Below are 16,043 nucleotides of genomic sequence, written 5' to 3'. Positions count from 1 at the left end.
CAGGCCACACTGCCGCTCAATCGGTCTCGAAACGACCGGCTTCGCGGTTCTTGCGGGCCTTGCGTGGATCCAGGATCTGGCCACTCATCGCCACATAGACCCCTTCGGGCAGGCTCTGCAGCGCACCGAGTGCAAAGCCGACATTGAAAGGGGCATCGGTCAGGCGCATGCGGGAAGGCTGCATGGCACCGGTGAGGACGATCGTTTTGCCGGGAATATCCAGTAACCGGCGGGCGGTCTCCACCAGGGTGTCGGTGCCATGGGTGATCAACACCCGTTTCTCGGACGCCGCGGCCACCGCCTCCCGGATGACCTCCCGGTCCTCGTCCGTCATGTCGAGGCTGTCCTTGCGAAACACGGACTGCAGCCGGTAGGGCATCTGTACCTGCGCCAATTGGGCGATCTCCGGAAACTCGCTGTCTCCGGTGCTGTATTCACTCTTGGCATCAAAATAGATCTTGTCGATCGTACCGCCTGTGGTCAGCACCAGCAGTCCATCGTCGCTCATCGTCCCGACTCTCCTGTTCACATCGCTCTACGGATCGAGTTTCGCCGTCTGCGTATCGGTCGATCCGGCGTTCTTTTCAGCGTAGTAGGCATTGCGACGATTCTCATAGTTCCGGGCCGCCTTGGCAATCGACCCGCCATGACCGGTGGTCAACCAACGCTTGACGCGCCCGGCATCGCCGATGGGCGTACGCGTTCCGAACGAATCCAGCAGCACGGAAATGACTTCGCGACCGTCGATCCGGGTCACCATGAGCAGGCAGCGCCCGGCTTCGGTAAGGTATCCCGTCTTGCTCAGTTCCACCTGCCAGCTTTTACGGTGAACCAGAATGTTGGTGTTGCCGAACGCCAGCGAATAACGCGGCTGGCGAAAATGGGCGGTGTAATATTCAGTGGTGGTGTATCGGCGCAGTTCAGGATGCTTGAAGGCGGCCCGCACCAGTTTCACCAGGTCACCGGCAGAGGAATGATTCTTGGGCGACAGGCCAGTGGGCTCCACAAAGTGACTGTGGCTCATGCCCAGCTCCCGGGCTTTGTCGTTCATCGCCCGCACGAACGCATCAAAACCTCCCGGATAATGACGTGCCAGGGTGTAGGCCGCCAGGTTCTCCGAAGACATCAGCGCGATCCGCAGCATGTCGCCACGCTTCAGGGTCGAGCCGATGCGGATGCGGGAGTAGCCATTGTTCGGCGCCGCCCGATGCCGTTTGTAAACCTCGATCCACTCATTCAATGGCTGGCCGGCATCCATCACCACCACGGCGGTCATCAGCTTGGTGACCGAGGCGATCGGCACGGAACGGTCCGGATGCTTGCTGTAGATCAGTTCGCCGTCATCCATGTAGGCAACGGCCGCATTGACCGAGGCCAGTTCCAGACCGGCCGGATCCGGCGCGGCCCAGGCGCGGGCAGCCAGGCCCAGCCACAGCATAAGAAAGAGAAATCGCGATCGGCATCCGCCCCATTTCATTCTGACCTGACCTCCGGGTTCGGGCTGTTTTTATTGAACAGGCGAGCCTCTGATTCGCTGAAAAACACGACCATGGCGTGCGCGGAGGCTACGCCGGCGTCCATCAGAAGCTCTCAGGTTTTATACACGGATGGTCCACAGAATTCAGCCCCGACCGAACGTTTGTAACAATCCACCCGGTCCGGGCCGCTTTCAGCCAAAGAACACGTAACGCCCACCGGAGGCGACCACAATCACGATCAACCCCAGGATGAGGTTGATCCCGACGAAGCGGCGGATCTGGCCGATCCGGCGACCGGCTTCGGGGATATCGTTGGCCGCAACGGCCTGTTTCAGGCGGCGGAATGGGGCAAACCAGACGTGCAGGAACAGCAGCATCATGACAACGCCCAGGGCGATCATGACGTGAATGTGCCAGCCGGCTCCGGCCATACCGTTGAAATAAAGGAACAGGGTTGTCAGCCCGGTCACCAGCAGGACCGCAATGGCCGCCCAGACCCAGGCGAAGAAGCGAGTCAGCGTCTGGCACCACAGCGGTGCCCGCTGGGCGGGTTCCAGCACGCTGGCTGCGGCGGGCCGCAGCGCCATGTAGGCAAAGAACATCCCGCCGACCCAGATCACGGCCGCCAGGGTATGCAGGGCTATCAGGTATCCCATGGTTATCACTCCTCAGTCCGGAATGAACGCACTCTACCAGATAGCCGCTTCCAGAGGGGCGTCGGCGGATGCTTCGGACAACCCGGGGGTAACCGGGGTTGTCCGTCGCCAATCAGGCGTGTTCGGCGATAAACGCGTCGAGAGCGCCAGCGCCAACCGCACCCACCTGGGTACCGACCGGTTCGCCGTCCTTGAACAGCATCAGCGTGGGAATCGAACGAATGCCGAACTTCACCGCCAGTTCGCCCTGGGCGTCCACGTCCACCTTGGCGACCCGCAGGCTATCGGCGCGTTCGTCGGCGAGATCCTCCAGCAGCGGGGCGATGGATTTACAGGGGCCGCACCAGGCCGCCCAGAAGTCCACCAGTACAGGTTTATCCGCCTGCAGGACGTCTTTTTCGAACGTGTCGACGGTTACTGCAATGGGTTGAGTCATGGCTTGTCCTCCTCTGCTTGGAACCGATGATCTGTCATCACCGGCATTTTATAGACCAGTCTACTAGTATCCCGTATCAAAAAAAGACGGTCACGGCAGACCGCCTCTCTACTTCTGATCAATCATTTGCGAGCTTGGCGTCCTCAAGCACCTGGCATCGGCACGCCGAGCACGGTCTCGAAAAACATCGCCGCAAAGCGCTCCATCGGAACCACCGACTTGGCCACCTTGGCCCTCAATGTCGCCCCCTGCCAGCCCATTTGCAGCAGTTGTGCGAGGGCATCGGGATCCATCTCGCTCTGGATATCACCGCGCTCGCGGGCCTCATCCAGGCAGCCGGCAAACCGTTTCTGCCAGGCGCTGAAAATCCCGTCCAGGCGCGCCCGGAAAGCTTCGTTCTGACCGGCGAGCTCCTGACCCAGATTGCCAATCAGGCACCCGCGACAGAAGTCACAGGCCGCCATATCGGCGATGGAAGTGTCCAGGTAACGGCGTATCCGCACCAGCGGCGGCTGGGTGTGATCGCCCAGCGTATTGTCGAGTCGGGCGTCGGACGCGGCGGCAAAATCATCGATCACCGCCAGCCCGAAATCCTCCTTGCTACCGAAATAATAGTAGAAGGAGCCCTTGGGCACTCCCGCCTCCTTCAACACCACGTTGATACCGGTGTTGTTGAACCCGCGGCGGGCAATAATATCGCTGCCGACACGAATCAGCTCGGCCCGGGTTTCGTTGCCGGGTCTGGCCTGGGATTTGGAAAGCGTTGTCATCATCAACCTATATTAGACCAGTCGTCTAGTTAGCGTCAAATGGCTCATGGGGCCAGAGGATCGAGCGCCTCCCCTGGCCCCTCACGCCTTCAGGAGGCGTCCGTCACAGCGCCCTTGGAGGCCGAGTTGACCGTCCGTGCGTACTTGGCCAGCACCCCTCTCGGGTAGCGCAGCGCCGGCGCCTGCCAGCGGGCCCGGCGGGCTTCCATGTCATCGTCGGAAATAGCCAGCTCGATGGTGTTGGCCTCAGCATCGATGGTAATGGTATCGCCATCCTCCACCAGGGCAATCGGGCCGCCGTCCTGCGCCTCCGGGGTAATGTGGCCCACCACGAAACCGTGACTGCCACCGGAGAAACGACCGTCGGTAATCAGCGCGACATCGCTTCCCAGGCCCTTGCCCATGATGGCCGAGGTTGGCGTCAACATTTCACGCATGCCGGGCCCGCCTTTGGGGCCTTCGTAACGGATAACCAGCACGTCGCCGGCCACCACGGTGCCATCCATGATCCGGGCCTGGGCCTCTTCCTCGGAATGGAATACCCGGGCCCGACCGGAAAAGTGGGTGCCTTCCTTGCCGGTGATCTTTGCCACGGCGCCGGTAGGCGCGAGATTTCCCCGCAGGATCCGCAGGTGACTGTCTTTCTTGATGGGGTTGTCCAGGGCATGCACGATCGTCTGGCTGTCCGGATAGGGCGCCACGTCCGCCAGGTTTTCCGCCAGCGTCTTGCCGGTGACGGTCAGGCAGTCGCCGTGCAGCATGCCCGCCTCCAGCAGCATTTTCATCAGAGGCTGGATGCCGCCGATGGCCACCAGTTCCGACATCATGTAGTGGCCGCTGGGTCGCAGGTCCGCCAGCACGGGCACCCGTTTGCCAATGCGGACGAAGTCGTCGATCTCCAGGTCCACTTCGGCGGTGCTGGCCATGGCCAGCAGGTGCAACACGGCGTTGGTGGAGCCGCCCAGGGCGATGACGACGGTGATGGCATTCTCGAACGCCTCGCGGGTCATGATGTCGCGGGGCTTGATGTCCTTGTCCAGCAGGTTGAGCACCGCCGCACCGGCGGCCCGGCAATCCGCTTCCTTGGTCTCGGAGACCGCATTCTGCGCCGAGCTGCCCGGCAGGCTCATACCCATCGCCTCAATGGCCGAGGCCATGGTATTGGCGGTGTACATGCCGCCGCAGGAGCCCGGTCCGGGAATTGCCGTCTCCTCGATCTGTTTCACCTCGATCAGGTCCATGTCGCCCTTGGCGTGGGCACCGACGGCCTCGAACACCGAGATGATATCGGTGTGATTGTCACCGGGCTGGATGGTACCGCCGTAGACGAAAACGGACGGCCGATTGAGCCGGGCCAGCCCCATCATGCAACCGGGCATGTTCTTGTCACACCCGCCGATGGCAACCAGCCCGTCAAAGCCTTCGCAGCCCGCCACGGTTTCGATGGAGTCAGCGATCACTTCCCGCGACACCAGCGAATACTTCATGCCTTCGGTGCCGTTGGCGATCCCGTCGGACACGGTAATGGTGTTGAAGATCAGGCTCTTGCCACCGGCCTCGTCGGCACCGCTGGCCGCTTCCCGGGCCAGCCCGTCGATGTGCATATTGCAGGGCGTCAAGTTACTCCAGGTGGACGCAATGCCCACCTGGGGGCGCTTGAAGTCCTCATCGGTGAAGCCTACCGCACGCAGCATGGCGCGGCTGGCGGATTTCCCGAGGCCGTCGACCACGGGGCTCGAATAGCGGCGTCGCTTGTCTTCGCTCATAGTCTCTCCCGTTGCACCGCACCCGCTCGATCCGGGCGGCGCTTATCCGTTCTTCTTGAACATCAGCAGACGATTGTTCGCCGGCATAGCCTGTGCCGTGACGAACGCCAGGTGATAGAGGGCGGCCTGCTCGATCACATCCGCCTCGTCCTTGATACCGCTGTCGTGATCACGCTCCCGCAACCAGGCATCCAGCGTGGCGTTGCCCGCGCTAGTGTACTGTCCCTCCCGATTGAAGGGCCCGTAAATCGCCAACCAGCCGTCAGCGGCCAGCGCCTCCGAAGCACAGCGTAACAGCGCGTCCACGACGGTCCAGCCGATAAAGTGCACCGTGTTGGCGGTAAAGACGCCGGCATAATCATGCGCCGGCGGTCCGGTCCGGGTCACGTCCAGCACCACCGGCGGCGGCAGATTGGCCAGACCGGCTTCCGATTGCCAGGCCCGCAAACCGGGCAGGGATTCCGCCAGGTCGGTCAACTGCCAGGTCACCTGAGGTTCCCGCCCGGCGATGAACACGCCGTGCTGTCCCGTCCCGCTGCCCAGTTCCAGCCAACGGCCGCCCGCTTCCAGATAAGGCCGCAGGGCCTCTGCAATGGGCGCCTGATTTCGCAGGCAATGTTCGGCAACAGGCTTCATCCGGAGTCGCTCCACAGGGACATCGCTTCAGGGTAACACCCCGTTAAATAAGGCGCTGCCCTCTGATCTGTGGCGCGGACCTCAAATCACCAAAAGATGAAATGCAAAAAATCTTCAAATGGAATAAAATATTCGCAAATTCAGCATGTTACATAACTTTACCGTGTGTAAGTGAAATGTAACCGGTGACGATAGGTTGGACAGCCTTGTCCAGGAAGGGCTCATGCCGGAACGGAAGCACCCCAACATCATGCGAGGCCGCCATGGCTGATCCGCACGCGCCTCGTGGCCGATACTGGATGTGGTTTCCGCTGGCGCTGTTTCTGGCCCTTGGCATTTATGGTTATCTGCTCAACCTGACGCCGGTCTTCGACTCGGGTGCGGACAGCCGCCTGCTCCCCCCGCTGCTGCCTACCGCCGCCCTGGAGCCGGGCCAGTCACCCGTGAGCTACCGACTGGCCAGCCTGGATCGAATCCTGTCCGAGCAATCCTGGAACAACGAGGCCGGCTGGCAAACGCTCGCACCAAACGACAACGGCCTGGGTTATCTGTCCGGGCCCGCCACCTTCCGCGTGACACTCGACAATCCCACCGCTGAGACAATGCCCCTGCTCCTGGATCTGCAGGCGCCGTCCCTGGATCAGGTGCGAGCCGTTCGTATCGCCGGTCACGAACCGCCGCATACCCTGCCGACACTGGGCGACAGTTTCCCCTTCGGCGAGCGCCTGGTAGAGCTGCCATCGCTGATCTGGCCCCTACGCCTGGCCCCGCACAGTCAAAACACGCTCCTTTTCGAAGTCATCAACGCCGGCCCCACCCTGTTCCCCCTGCACTTGTCCCATCCCGAACATCTATTGAGCCATGCCGGCAGCGTGATCGCCTGGAAAGCGGTCCTCTATGGCGTCCTGCTCTTTGCCCTGGTGTTCGACCTGGCCCTGTTGCTCACGCTGCGCAGCATGGCCGCCGCCTGGCTCACCTGCCTGTTGGCCAGCATTCTCTACAGCCAATTGTGTGTGGATGGATTCGGTCTCTGGCTGGTCTGGCCCGAGTGGCCGGCCCTGAACAACCTGCTCACGCCCATGCTGGCCCTCAGCGCCGCCGCCTTGCTGGGCTTTGCCCGACATTTCCTGCACCTGACCGGTCGCCCGGCACGCCTCTGCCTGGCGGGCACCGGGGTCATGCTGACGCTCGCCCTGCTGGCTCCGCTGCATCTGCCGCTGCTGGGCCAGGGAACCGTATTGATCGCCGGCAGCGCCACCCTGGTATTGGTTCTGGGACTCTCGCTGCTGCGCTGGCCCACCAGCGTATCGGCGCGTCACCTTGCGATCGCCCTGCTCCTGCTGCTGGCCGGCGCCGCGACGGCCATGGCCCGGACGGTGAGCTGGATGCCGGTCAATGCGTTGACCAGCTCCGGTTTCTACCTGGGGACCGGTGCCGCGTCGGTATTCCTCACGCTGGTCGTCGGGTACCGCCTGGTGGAAGAACGACGCCGGCGTTTCGATGCGACTTTCAAAGTGGTCGAAGAACGGCGCCTGCGCGCCCGACTGGAGCAGGACTACGACCAACTGATGGCCTCTCACCGGGTCACCGGTCGCCCGGACCGGCCGGTCGTGGAGCAGACCCTGGACCAGCTCGCCGCGTCACACGCACCGTTTGTGGTCGGCCTGCTGCGTCTGGAACGCTACGGTGAAATCGAACGGGCGCTGGGCTACCAGGAGGCCGAGAACCTGCTGCGCAAATACCTGACCCGGCTCTGCCGGTTCCTGGAGACCGCTTTCCCCCGCCAGTTGGTGCTGTTCCGCGGCCACCCGCTGGGCACCGTGGACACCTTCAATCACGTCATCGCCCTGCGTACCGACGTGGACAGCATCCCCTGGAACGAGATTCGCACCTGGCTGGAAAAGGCCTTCAGCGAAGATCACTACGCCTTCAGCTGGATGGCGCGACTGGGCCTGGCCTACGCCCCGGAACACGGCGGCAGCGGCAGTGAGCTGATCTCCCGGGCCGGCTTTGCCGCCCTGTCCACTGACGTGACCATCAACGTCTACGACCCTTACACCGAGCGTAAACAGAACCTGCAGCACTTCCTGATCCTCGACCTGGACCGCGCCCTGCGTACCGGGGGCATCCAGCTGCACTACCAGCCCAAGGTCAGCCTCATCGATGAACGGGTGCTCGCCTACGAAGCGCTGATTCGCTGGCAGCATCCGGAGTACGGTGCCATCAGCCCCGGCCAGTGGATTCCCTTTGCCGAGCAGGTGGGCGCCATTCACAGTGTGACGCTCTGGACCATCGAGCGCGCGGCACAGGACCTGGCCGCCCTGGAACAGCAAAGCGGGGCGCCAGTCACCGTGTCGGTCAATATTTCCGCCCGGGATCTCGCCCGAACCGACTTCCACAGCGAGGCCCTGGCGATCCTGGCCCGCCATCGCGTGTCGCCCCAGCGATTGATGCTGGAAATTACCGAGACGGCCGTCATGCGGGATGTGGACCAGGCCCGGCAGATGCTGGAGAAGCTGAGTCACGCCGGCTTCCGCATCGCCCTGGACGACTTCGGCACCGGCTACTCCTCACTGAGCGCCCTGGCCACCTTCAGCCTGGACGAGCTCAAGATCGACCGCAGCTTCCTCACCGACATACCGACGGATTCCGTACGCCAACGGATTTTCCACGCCGCGGTGGAACTGGGCGAAGCCCTGGGATTACGGATAGTGGTGGAAGGGGTCGAATCCGAGGCGGTGGCCCAATGGCTCAAGCGCTACCCCGGACTCTGTGGGCAGGGTTACTTCTGGGGCCGCCCGGCCCCGCTCGCCGCGACCTCCGTCAGTGGATACGACTCAGTCCAAAGCGATTGACCAGCCCCACACCCATCGCGTAGCTGCGCGGCACGAAGCGCTTGGTCCGCCAGATCAGGCGGGCATCAAACTGAGGCATGACGTAGAGGTCACCGCGCTGGTGGGCATCCAGCGTCATCCGCACCACCTTGTCCGGTGACACGCCGAAACGGTCCATCAGCCGGTGGAACAGTCTGGAGGTGTCGCCGATGATGCGTCCATTGTCACCGATATTGGTCTTGACCAGTGTCGGGCACAACGCCGTCACCTTGACGCCGGTACCGGCCAGCTCGGCCGACAGCGTCTCGCTCAGCGCCAGCGCGCCCGCTTTGGACACGTTATAGGGCCCCATTAGCGGCGCTGCGGAATAGCTCGCCGTAGAGGCGACGTTGATGATGCCGCCATAGCCCTGCTCCCGCAGCTTCGGCGCAAACACGTGGCAGCCGTGGATGACGCCCCACAGGTTGATCCCCAGCGTCCACTTCCAGTCCGCCATGGTGGTTTCCCCTACCGGCGTCCCGCCAACGCCGACCCCGGCGTTGTTGATCACCAGGCTGACGGGTTCGGACAGCAGCGTTTCGGCGTCCTTCGCCAACTTCTGTACGGCGCTGAGCTTGCTGACATCGCAGACCACCGCGTGAGCCTCGCCCCCGAAAGCGCGAATCTCCTCAGCGGTCGCCCGGGCGCTGGTTTCGTTGATGTCCGAACACAGGACGGCTCCGCCACGACGGGCAATTTCCAGGGCAAAGGACCGACCGATTCCGCTACCGGCACCGGTTACGACTGCAGAAACCGGGCGATCCGGTTTCTGGGGCAAACGACTTCCGAACATGGGCCACCTAAACTGGTTGAGTGTGAGGGCCATCGATCGGCCCAGCCTGACGAGAAATTAAAGCGAAGACTTGTTCGGATTCAATTCGGAAAAAACATGGCGAGAAAACCGCAACAGGAACGTTCCAGGGCGACCGTCAACGCCATAGTCGAGGCCGGCTTCATCGCCATGGCCAAGAGTGGCCCGGCGGCCACCACGACGCGACAGATCGCTGACATTGCGGGGGTTGGCGTCGGTTCACTGTACGAATACTTCGACAACAAGGAAGCGATTTTCAGCGAGATGTCCCAGCGTTTCGTGGCCGACACGGTCGCGATGATCCAGCCCCAGGTGCCCCGACTTGTTCGGATGCCGATAGACGAGGCAGTCAAAGCCCTGCTGCAGGCCTTCCGCGAGTTCCTGCAGCACAACGACGGGCGCTATCTCAATTGCGTACAGCACGCCATGACGCTGGACTTCGAGATGTATCTGGAGCCGTTGCAGAAAGCACTGTCGGACCTGGTCACCCAGTACCTGATGCATCACCCCGAGACCCTGCAGATCCGCAACATCCCGACCATGAGCTACATCATGATCCACGGCGGCATCTTCGCAGTGGTCCGCCATCTGACCGATCCCAACCCGACGATCAGCTTCGGCGAACTGGCCGACGGGCTGGCCCGGATGGTCGGACACTACACCGAACAGGAAATCCGCATCGCCAGGGCCACCCGGGAACGGCTGGCTCAGACCGGTCAGGGCAGCAGCGCTGGATCAACCGATGAACTGGGGCGCGAAGCCGTAGTTCCAGATCAGGACCGAACCGATGCGAGTGGTGACCAGGATCACGAGGGCAACCGTCAACACCGCGCCGGCGTAGACGATGGCCCGCTCCTTGGGGATCCCCATCACGATCGGTAACCCGTCGAATAACAGGTAACCGGAATAGGCCGCCGCGGCCAGGAACACCAGGGCGTTGAACCAGGGCACCGGATAGAGCAGCGCAAACCCGGCCAGGAACATCGGTGTCGCCGCGTAAGCCGCCAGCGCCATGCCATTGGACTTGTCGTCCTCACTCTTGGCGCCGTAAGTGGTGGCCATCCAGTCAATCATCCAGCCCAGCGCAAACACCCCCACCAGCATCGCGACATAGGTCAGTACGCTGAGTTGGACGGCACTGATATTGGAGAGCTTGATCAGGCGCTCATTGCCCACGGTCCAGCCAAACATGGCCGTGGAGATGTAAGCACAGATCGGCCCGATCGCGGCCAGGACCAGCACGTAAGCCCAGAGCACATGCCAGGGTGTTTCGTGTTCCCGGCGGATTTCAGCCCATTCGCTGTCGGGATGGGTGAACAGACCGAAAGCATGTTTGAGAAGCATAGCCCTCTCCTTGTTCTTGTTCGACGGCAGCCGGAACGGTCTTCAGTGTCCCTGAACACAGCATAGATCAAACCCGGAAAACCGGTTAATGATTATACAATCGGGCATTCGGGCTGACCTTCCTCATCCTGGCCTTTGACGCCGATAGACGACCGGTCTAGTGTCCGTGGACGGACATTCATCGCCACGCGACCAAGGAGTTCCTATGAAAAGCGAAGCACTGGAATACACGATCGATGGCCAGCGCTACATCGGCCACATCGCCTATGACGAGAGTCAGAACGGCCCGCGCCCGGGCATCCTCCTGGTTCATGAATGGTGGGGACTGAACGACTTTGTCCGCGAACAGGCGGAAAGACTCGCGCAGGAAGGCTATACCGCCTTCGCCGTTGATATGTATGGAGAAGCCCGACAGGCCGAAACGCCGGACGAGGCGAAGAGCCTGATGCTGGCGGTCATGGACACCCCGGGTGAACTCGAGAAACGTTACCGGGCCGCCCTGGAGGTGCTGCAAGCCCACGACAGCGCGGATCCGGAACGGATCGCCTCCCAGGGCTACTGCTTCGGCGGTGCGGTATCGCTGAACATGGCCCGCCTGGGACTGGACCTGAAAGGCGTCGTCAGCTTCCACGGCAACCTGGGCACCGAAATCGCCATCAAGCCGGGCGACACCAAGGGCCATCTGCAGGTCTATACCGGCGGCGCCGATGCCATGATTCCACCGTCCCAGGTGGCGGCGTTCGTCGAGGAAATGCAGGAAGCGGGCGTGCGCTTCGACCTGATCAATTACCCAGGCGCCCAACACGGCTTCACCAATCCGGGGGCCACCGCCAAGGGGCAGAAGTTCGGCTTCCCGGTGGGCTACGACGCCGATGCGGCGCAGGATGCCTGGGAAGGCTCCCTTGCCTTCTACCGTCGGCTGTTCGGTTAAACGGCCAAACGGCGCGGGCTCCGGCTAACCAGAGCCCATTGCTATCAGCTTCGGGGATCGGTATCCGCCACCATGGGCCGCTCCCGATTGCGGTCACGGAACGACAGCAGACTCTCCACCCCGGTGAAATCCACCACATCCCGGAACTCCAGCCAGTCCACCAGGCTGTACAGACACATGGCCGGATATTGCCAGGCTTCGAACTCGCCAGCGTCAATCATGGCCGCCAGGGTCCGCATGGACATCATGATGCGCTCGCGCTGCAGGTTGTAGAACATCAGATCCTGTTCCACATCGATGCCGGACTTCATGGACAGCACCAGTGTGACCGCCGAATCGTTGATCGCGTCGATCAGGGTCAGCTGGTTTTCCTGCTCCCAACTCAGCGGCGTATCCCCCCGTTTTCCGGCGATGTAGCGGGAAATCACGCGGGAATCGAACACTTCCTGATCACCGTCGATCAGCACGGGAATTTTCAGCGCCGGGTTGTTGCGTCGCAGTTCGTCCCGACCTTCGCCATAAATATTCAGATTGACGAATTCGTAGTCGGTGTCACCGAGCAACAGGCGCGTGCGGCGTACGTAGGGCGAGGTGGTCGAACCGATCAATTTCATGACGTCGTTCCATATGATGGCCAGTGAATGTTGGCAGGGTGCCAGGGTTCAAGTGTAACGCACCTGCTCGGCTTTCTTCTCAGGCAGCGGCAGACGGCTTTCAATCCGGTCCCGGGTCTCGTCCATCAGCTCTTCCAGAGAAAGATCTTCAGTGGGAATGGGCGGATGAATCACCACTTCGATCTCACCCGGCGTGAACGCCCCGGTGCCTTTGGGCAACCGATCGTGACTGCCGCGGATGGTGATCGGCAGGATCGGCAGCTGGCCGTCCTTGGCAATCACGAATCCGCCCTTCTTGAATGGCAGCAGCTGGCCATCCCAGCTGCGGGTCCCTTCCGGAAACAGCAGCACGCCGGTGCCGTCCGGCAGCTGCGCCACCGCCTCGCGAATGCTTTGCATGGCATCGCTGCCTTTGGCCCGGTCGATAAACAGGTTGCGGGAGGCTTCCAGCGCCAGACCGAACAGCGGCACCTTGCGCAGCTCCTTCTTGATGACCCAGCGATACTGGATGCCCAGGGCCAGCACCAGTGCCGGCGGGTCCAGATAGGACGCGTGATTGCTGAGAATCACGTAGCGCCGACCGGCTTCGATGTGCTCGCGACCGGTCACCTTCAGGCGCATGCCCGTCATCTTCAGGAGGATCCAGGCGTAGACCTGGGTACCGTGGAACGCCATATCACCGCGCCGGCCCAACAACGCCGCAACGACGATGGGCAGGAACAGGAGCAGCGTCAGGGCAATACCCCAGAATATGATCCAGACTGATTTCAGGGCTTTCATGGAATCGACTACGGTCCTTGGTCTGCTGAAACGGTGCCATGCTTCATCCTACCTTCACGGCCCTGTCACGGATCACAGGCAGCCTGAAGCAGCAACCCACCCTTCTGATGGTAAAAGGATCTTACTATGAAACCAGTACGACATTGGCAGTGGCTGCTGTCACTGGCCATTCTCTTCAACGTCCTGGGCAGTGCCGACCTGCAGGCGGGCAACTGGCGGGATCATGATCGCGACGACCGTTCCGGCCGGGGCCACCCCGGACATCATCCACACCACGGCAACGACAACATCCAGTTAGGACCTCGCCCCTATTTCCTGGTCAACGACATGGACGACGGGCCTCTCAAACGTCGGCTTCAGGCCTGCTCAAACAAGCCGGTGAAGCGGACGGCGTTTTCCATCGGCCACCGCGGCGCCCCGCTGCAGTTTCCCGAGCACACCCGCGAATCCTACATCGCCGCGGCCCGCATGGGTGCCGGCATTGTTGAGTGCGATGTGGCCTTCACCAAGGATCGCCAACTGGTGTGCCGTCACGCCCAGAACGATCTGGCGACCACCACCAACATCGTCACCCTTCCCGAACTGAATGCGAAATGCACCCAGCCGTTTGTGCCGGCCGATCCCGCCAGCGGTACCCCGGCCTCGGCCGAATGCCGCACCAGCGATATTACGCTCGCCGAGTTCAAACAGCTCAAGGGCAAGATGGACGGTTACAACCCGCAAGCCACCACACCCGAAGCATTCGTCGAGGGCACGCCCGGCTGGCGCACCGATCTCTATGCCACGGAAGGCACGCTGATGACCCATCGCGAGAGTATCGCGCTGTTCAAATCACTGGGGGTCAAATTTACTCCGGAGCTCAAGGCCCCGGTGGAGGACATGCCGTTCGAGGGCGACTACACCCAGGAGGATTACGCCCGGCAGATGATTCAGGATTACCGCGATGCCGGCGTCGATCCACGCGATGTCTGGCCGCAATCGTTCCAGCTCGAGGACATCCTGTTCTGGATTCAGGAAACGCCGGCGTTCGGCCAACAGGCCGTCTTCCTCGACCAGCGTCCCAACGAGCCGGACGTCACGTCCCTCGCCTACCTGCAGTCTCTCAAAAGTCAGGGGGTTAACATTGTGGCGCCGCCGATCTGGAAGATGATCGATCTGGACCCGTATGGTGAGATTGTGCCCTCGGACTACGCCCGCCACGCAAAAGCCGCCGGTCTGGACATGATCGCCTGGAGCATGGAGCGCAGTGGCCCGCTGGCCGACGGCGGCGGCTGGTATTACCAGTCGGTGAATGACGCCATCAACAACGACGGTGATATGTACACCGTGCTGGACGTGCTGGCGCGGGATGTCGGTGTCATGGCTATCTTTTCGGACTGGCCCGCTACCGTCACCTACTACGCCAACTGCATGAAACTTTAAGCTCTCGCCGGGCTGCCCGCTATTCGGCGAAGCGGCCCGGCCGGAAGGCATCCAGATCCAGCGACGGCGTTTCCCCGTCAATCACCTGCGCGATCAGATCGGCGCTGCCGGCGGACAAGGTCCAGCCGAAGGTGCCGTGACCGGTGTTGAGATAGAGGTTGTCGCGGGTGCCGCGGCCGATGGCCGGCGGGCCGTCCGGCGTCATGGGCCGAAAGCCGGTCCAGGTGCTGGCCCGGTCCATATCGGCCGCCCCCGGAAAGCGGGACGCCACCGACGCCTTGATGGTATCGAGCCGCGATTCGTGAATTCGCCGGTCAAAATCCGCCAGCTCGACAAAGCCGGTCGCGCGCAGCCGGTCTCCCAGGCGCGTGGAGACCACCTTGTAGTTGTCGTCATGAACCGTGGATCGCGGGGCCCGCTCGCGATCGATCAGCGGCGCCGTCAGGGAGTAACCCTTCACCGGGTAGACCGGCAGGTGCAATCCCAGGGGCCTCAGTAATTCCGGCGAGGCACAGCCCGCCGACATGACGACCGCGTCCGCTTCGATACGCTCCACAGCGCCGCCGGCATCCGCCACTTCCACCGCATTGACGCGACGGTCGTCGGCCACCAGGCGCCGCACCGAGGTGTTGAATCGGAAAGTCACACCGCGCTTCTCACAGGCCTCGGCCAGTGCCCGTGAAAACAGGTGGCAGTCGCCGGTGCCGTCGGTGGTGTATTGCAGCGCGCCGAATAGAGGACCGGGACCGCGCATGCCGGGCTCGACGTCACGGACCTGGTCGGGGGTCAGCAACGCGTGCTCAATGCCCAGTTCAGCCAGCAGGGCGGCGGTATCCGCGTAGTCGGTCATGGCCGCCGGCGAACTGGCCAGATGCAACAGGCCGGCATGATCCCCATCGAACGACAGGTCCACCGCCTCTTCCAGGGTCTGGAAGCAGGTTCGGCTGTGAATGCCGAGGCGCAGCATGGCCCGCTTGTTCAGGCCGAAGACGCCCGGTGCATAGGCAAATCGCAGCGTATCCAGCAGGAAGCGGAGGGTCTTCAGGGAAGGCGGCATGCTCATTTTCAGCGGGCCCTGGCGATCCAGCAGCCACGGCAGTGCCTTGCGCACCATGGCCGCCGACGCCCAGGGATACACCACGCCATAGGAGCGCTGGCCGGCATTGCCCTTACTGGTTTCCTGGCCGGCGCCCTCAAGACGCTCGATCACCGTAACCTGATGTCCCCGCTGCTGCAGGGCCCAGGCCGTCGTGACTCCAACAACCCCTGCCCCGATAACCACAATGTGCATAACTGCCTCCTTGACGTCCTGTCCTATCACAGTGATTGGAGCGGCATCCGTCAACCGGGCCGGGATGGGTATTTTCCGAAGACGAGCTGCGGGAAGCGAACACTCGGGCACATCGGGATAGGGGGGAGCCTTCTGGCTCCGCCCCTCCCACACCACCCGGCAAGCGGGTCCGCACCGGGCGGTTCGAGAAGTTGAGGTTTACGAGAGACGCGGCACGCCTAACCGGTCGAAGTGG

The 16,043-nt window shown here is 62.5% G+C and carries 15 protein-coding genes and 1 pseudogene; 4 read left to right on the top strand and 12 right to left on the bottom strand.

What is annotated here, in order from left to right; translation table 11 throughout:
- Positions 1-16: 16 nt before the first annotated feature.
- From EB809_RS12430 to EB809_RS12400, 7 genes are all read right to left on the bottom strand, one after another.
- Entirely contained in the window at positions 17-508 is a 492-nt protein-coding gene (locus tag EB809_RS12430; protein WP_123635145.1) for an asparaginase domain-containing protein, read from the bottom strand.
- Positions 509-535: 27 nt separating this feature from the next.
- Complete coding sequence (pbpG, locus tag EB809_RS12425) at positions 536-1,438, bottom strand: D-alanyl-D-alanine endopeptidase (RefSeq protein WP_223807949.1); 903 nt, start codon at positions 1,436-1,438, stop codon at positions 536-538.
- 231 nt (positions 1,439-1,669) lie between these two features.
- Positions 1,670-2,134, bottom strand: a complete 465-nt coding sequence (locus EB809_RS12420; protein WP_123635143.1) for a CopD family protein — start codon at positions 2,132-2,134, stop codon at positions 1,670-1,672.
- 112 nt (positions 2,135-2,246) lie between these two features.
- Entirely contained in the window at positions 2,247-2,570 is a 324-nt protein-coding gene (gene trxA / locus EB809_RS12415; RefSeq protein WP_123635142.1) for a thioredoxin, read from the bottom strand.
- A 143-nt stretch (positions 2,571-2,713) separates the two neighbouring features.
- Positions 2,714-3,343: a TetR/AcrR family transcriptional regulator gene (locus tag EB809_RS12410; RefSeq protein WP_123635141.1), complete on the bottom strand. Its 630-nt coding sequence runs from the start codon at positions 3,341-3,343 to the stop codon at positions 2,714-2,716.
- Positions 3,344-3,429: 86 nt separating this feature from the next.
- Positions 3,430-5,106, bottom strand: coding sequence for a dihydroxy-acid dehydratase (gene ilvD, locus EB809_RS12405; protein WP_123635140.1), 1,677 nt, complete (start codon positions 5,104-5,106; stop codon positions 3,430-3,432).
- Positions 5,107-5,148: 42 nt separating this feature from the next.
- The gene (locus EB809_RS12400; protein ID WP_123635139.1) at positions 5,149-5,742 is read right to left on the bottom strand and encodes a DUF938 domain-containing protein; all 594 of its coding nucleotides are present in this window, start codon (positions 5,740-5,742) and stop codon (positions 5,149-5,151) included.
- A gap of 263 nt (positions 5,743-6,005) precedes the next feature.
- Between EB809_RS12400 and EB809_RS12395 the strand changes: the two genes are divergently transcribed.
- On the top strand, positions 6,006-8,597 hold the full coding sequence (locus tag EB809_RS12395) for an EAL domain-containing protein (protein WP_123635138.1): 2,592 nt from the start codon (positions 6,006-6,008) through the stop codon (positions 8,595-8,597).
- On the opposite strand, the gene EB809_RS12390 is transcribed toward EB809_RS12395, so the two are convergent.
- Positions 8,566-9,408, bottom strand: coding sequence for an SDR family NAD(P)-dependent oxidoreductase (locus tag EB809_RS12390; RefSeq protein WP_123635137.1), 843 nt, complete (start codon positions 9,406-9,408; stop codon positions 8,566-8,568). The genes EB809_RS12395 and EB809_RS12390 overlap by 32 nt on opposite strands.
- 96 nt (positions 9,409-9,504) lie before the next feature.
- Between EB809_RS12390 and EB809_RS21075 the strand changes: the two are divergent.
- Positions 9,505-9,681, top strand: a pseudogene (locus EB809_RS21075) (TetR/AcrR family transcriptional regulator); the annotation flags it as partial.
- A 480-nt stretch (positions 9,682-10,161) separates the two neighbouring features.
- Here EB809_RS21075 and EB809_RS12380 read toward each other — a convergent pair.
- Positions 10,162-10,770 carry a Yip1 family protein gene (locus EB809_RS12380; RefSeq protein ID WP_123635136.1) on the bottom strand — a complete coding sequence of 203 codons (609 nt, stop codon included), beginning with the start codon at positions 10,768-10,770 and terminating at the stop codon, positions 10,162-10,164.
- Between the two features lie 205 nt (positions 10,771-10,975).
- Here EB809_RS12380 and EB809_RS12375 point away from each other — a divergent pair, with 205 nt between their 5' ends.
- Positions 10,976-11,701: a dienelactone hydrolase family protein gene (locus tag EB809_RS12375; protein ID WP_123635135.1), complete on the top strand. Its 726-nt coding sequence runs from the start codon at positions 10,976-10,978 to the stop codon at positions 11,699-11,701.
- A 44-nt stretch (positions 11,702-11,745) separates the two neighbouring features.
- Here the strand turns inward: EB809_RS12375 and EB809_RS12370 are convergent, their stop codons facing one another.
- On the bottom strand, positions 11,746-12,315 hold the full coding sequence (locus EB809_RS12370) for a glutathione S-transferase family protein (protein ID WP_123635134.1): 570 nt from the start codon (positions 12,313-12,315) through the stop codon (positions 11,746-11,748).
- Positions 12,316-12,363: 48 nt separating this feature from the next.
- Positions 12,364-13,095, bottom strand: a complete 732-nt coding sequence (locus EB809_RS12365; RefSeq protein WP_123635133.1) for a lysophospholipid acyltransferase family protein — start codon at positions 13,093-13,095, stop codon at positions 12,364-12,366.
- 126 nt (positions 13,096-13,221) lie between these two features.
- Here EB809_RS12365 and EB809_RS12360 point away from each other — a divergent pair, with 126 nt between their 5' ends.
- Positions 13,222-14,517, top strand: coding sequence for a glycerophosphodiester phosphodiesterase family protein (locus EB809_RS12360; RefSeq protein WP_123635132.1), 1,296 nt, complete (start codon positions 13,222-13,224; stop codon positions 14,515-14,517).
- Positions 14,518-14,536: 19 nt separating this feature from the next.
- On the opposite strand, the gene EB809_RS12355 is transcribed toward EB809_RS12360, so the two are convergent.
- Positions 14,537-15,808 carry a D-amino acid dehydrogenase gene (locus tag EB809_RS12355; RefSeq protein ID WP_123635131.1) on the bottom strand — a complete coding sequence of 424 codons (1,272 nt, stop codon included), beginning with the start codon at positions 15,806-15,808 and terminating at the stop codon, positions 14,537-14,539.
- Positions 15,809-16,043: the final 235 nt, after the last annotated feature.

This window comes from Marinobacter sp. R17 (assembly GCF_003789045.1).
Lineage (GTDB): Bacteria > Pseudomonadota > Gammaproteobacteria > Pseudomonadales > Oleiphilaceae > Marinobacter_A > Marinobacter_A mangrovi.
This window is presented reverse-complemented; position numbering and strand designations above follow the sequence as displayed.

Excerpts from the sequence above, each read along its gene's own strand:
- EB809_RS12410 (WP_123635141.1), bottom strand. The coding sequence starts at position 3,343 with ATGATGACAACGCTTTCCAAATCCCAGGCCAGACCCGGCAACGAAACC.
- trxA (WP_123635142.1), bottom strand. The coding sequence starts at position 2,570 with ATGACTCAACCCATTGCAGTAACCGTCGACACGTTCGAAAAAGACGTC.
- EB809_RS12360 (WP_123635132.1), top strand. The coding sequence starts at position 13,222 with ATGAAACCAGTACGACATTGGCAGTGGCTGCTGTCACTGGCCATTCTC.
- EB809_RS12365 (WP_123635133.1), bottom strand. The coding sequence starts at position 13,095 with ATGAAAGCCCTGAAATCAGTCTGGATCATATTCTGGGGTATTGCCCTG.
- EB809_RS12390 (WP_123635137.1), bottom strand. The coding sequence starts at position 9,408 with ATGTTCGGAAGTCGTTTGCCCCAGAAACCGGATCGCCCGGTTTCTGCA.
- pbpG (WP_223807949.1), bottom strand. The coding sequence starts at position 1,438 with ATGCTGTGGCTGGGCCTGGCTGCCCGCGCCTGGGCCGCGCCGGATCCG.
- EB809_RS12430 (WP_123635145.1), bottom strand. The coding sequence starts at position 508 with ATGAGCGACGATGGACTGCTGGTGCTGACCACAGGCGGTACGATCGAC.
- ilvD (WP_123635140.1), bottom strand. The coding sequence starts at position 5,106 with ATGAGCGAAGACAAGCGACGCCGCTATTCGAGCCCCGTGGTCGACGGC.
- EB809_RS12400 (WP_123635139.1), bottom strand. The coding sequence starts at position 5,742 with ATGAAGCCTGTTGCCGAACATTGCCTGCGAAATCAGGCGCCCATTGCA.
- EB809_RS12375 (WP_123635135.1), top strand. The coding sequence starts at position 10,976 with ATGAAAAGCGAAGCACTGGAATACACGATCGATGGCCAGCGCTACATC.
- EB809_RS12380 (WP_123635136.1), bottom strand. The coding sequence starts at position 10,770 with ATGCTTCTCAAACATGCTTTCGGTCTGTTCACCCATCCCGACAGCGAA.
- EB809_RS12355 (WP_123635131.1), bottom strand. The coding sequence starts at position 15,808 with ATGCACATTGTGGTTATCGGGGCAGGGGTTGTTGGAGTCACGACGGCC.
- EB809_RS12420 (WP_123635143.1), bottom strand. The coding sequence starts at position 2,134 with ATGGGATACCTGATAGCCCTGCATACCCTGGCGGCCGTGATCTGGGTC.
- EB809_RS12370 (WP_123635134.1), bottom strand. The coding sequence starts at position 12,315 with ATGAAATTGATCGGTTCGACCACCTCGCCCTACGTACGCCGCACGCGC.
- EB809_RS12395 (WP_123635138.1), top strand. The coding sequence starts at position 6,006 with ATGGCTGATCCGCACGCGCCTCGTGGCCGATACTGGATGTGGTTTCCG.